Annotated in this window: 3 protein-coding genes; all 3 read left to right on the plus strand. The window is 51.2% G+C overall.

Annotation, left to right across the window (positions count from 1 at the left end):
* Positions 1-437, plus strand: a 437-nt coding sequence (locus C4885_RS16580; protein WP_158538939.1) for a hypothetical protein, incomplete at its 5' end; no start/stop codon positions are given.
* Positions 437-601, plus strand: a complete 165-nt coding sequence (locus C4885_RS16585) for a hypothetical protein (RefSeq protein WP_158538940.1) — start codon at positions 437-439, stop codon at positions 599-601. The genes C4885_RS16580 and C4885_RS16585, both read left to right, overlap by 1 nt.
* Complete coding sequence (locus C4885_RS16590) at positions 598-765, plus strand: hypothetical protein (RefSeq protein WP_158538941.1); 168 nt, start codon at positions 598-600, stop codon at positions 763-765. Before C4885_RS16585 ends, C4885_RS16590 begins: the two co-directional genes overlap by 4 nt.
* The last annotated feature ends 118 nt before the right edge of the window (positions 766-883 follow it).

Here is an 883-nt window from a genome sequence, read left to right on the forward strand (position 1 = left end):
TTTCGGATTTGAGTACCTGGAACCAGGATAAGACAATCATCAACGGCGGCAACATTACCACCGGGCAGATTCACAATAAGGCGCGCACAACCACTTATGACCTGGACAATGCCTGGATTCGTATGGGCAAAGATACTGGCACTCGTGTGGACATTGACACGGGGCGCATCCGCTGGTACTGGGAAAACAACCTGACCGGTGTGTTAAGCAGCCGGTACGGCAAATCTTATATTGGCGATAACTCCCGCTACACGTTTTTAGGCTGGTTCTCCACCGGCGACCCCAGCTTTGATTATTCCACCGGCGGGGCCACCAGCGAGTTTGTGGGCATTGCCATTGACCAGGTAGATAAGGTCATCCACTGCAATGCCAGCAAGTTTGAAATCCCCGGCAGAATTGAATGCGGTTCTTTGAGTGTGAACGGGAGGGAGATTTAATGCAGAAATTCATGCAGATTTTGGCCACGTTGGCTTTGCTGTTGGTGCTTGCATTGGTCATCTCGCTTACGCTGGCAGCCTGCGGCGGCACGCGAACCGAAGATACAAGCTATCCGCGCCCGGAATATTCCGGCTCCCCGATGGCAGAAAGGGTGATGAAATGACCACAACCGCAAAAATTGAAGAACTCCAAAAGTCCGTCATCAACGCCATCAACAACAGCTGCCTGCATCCCGCTGTGGTGCGGCTGGTGCTGCTGAACGTGATCTCGATGGTGGAAGCCAGTGAGAGAGAGGTAAACAAGAGAGAAAAAGAGACAGAATCCTGAAAATCTGTTTTTTGTTCCCGCATAATCCACACAAAATATAAGGCAATACCGCATAATTCTAAGTGCCGATACGGCGAGCGAGGTGCGGCAGATGCCAAGCCAAAAGCGCAGATAATAC

It is taken from the genome of Subdoligranulum sp. APC924/74 (assembly GCF_003324125.1).
Taxonomy (GTDB): domain Bacteria; phylum Bacillota; class Clostridia; order Oscillospirales; family Ruminococcaceae; genus Gemmiger; species Gemmiger qucibialis.

Excerpts from the sequence above, each read along its gene's own strand:
- C4885_RS16585 (WP_158538940.1), top strand. The coding sequence starts at position 437 with ATGCAGAAATTCATGCAGATTTTGGCCACGTTGGCTTTGCTGTTGGTG.
- C4885_RS16590 (WP_158538941.1), top strand. The coding sequence starts at position 598 with ATGACCACAACCGCAAAAATTGAAGAACTCCAAAAGTCCGTCATCAAC.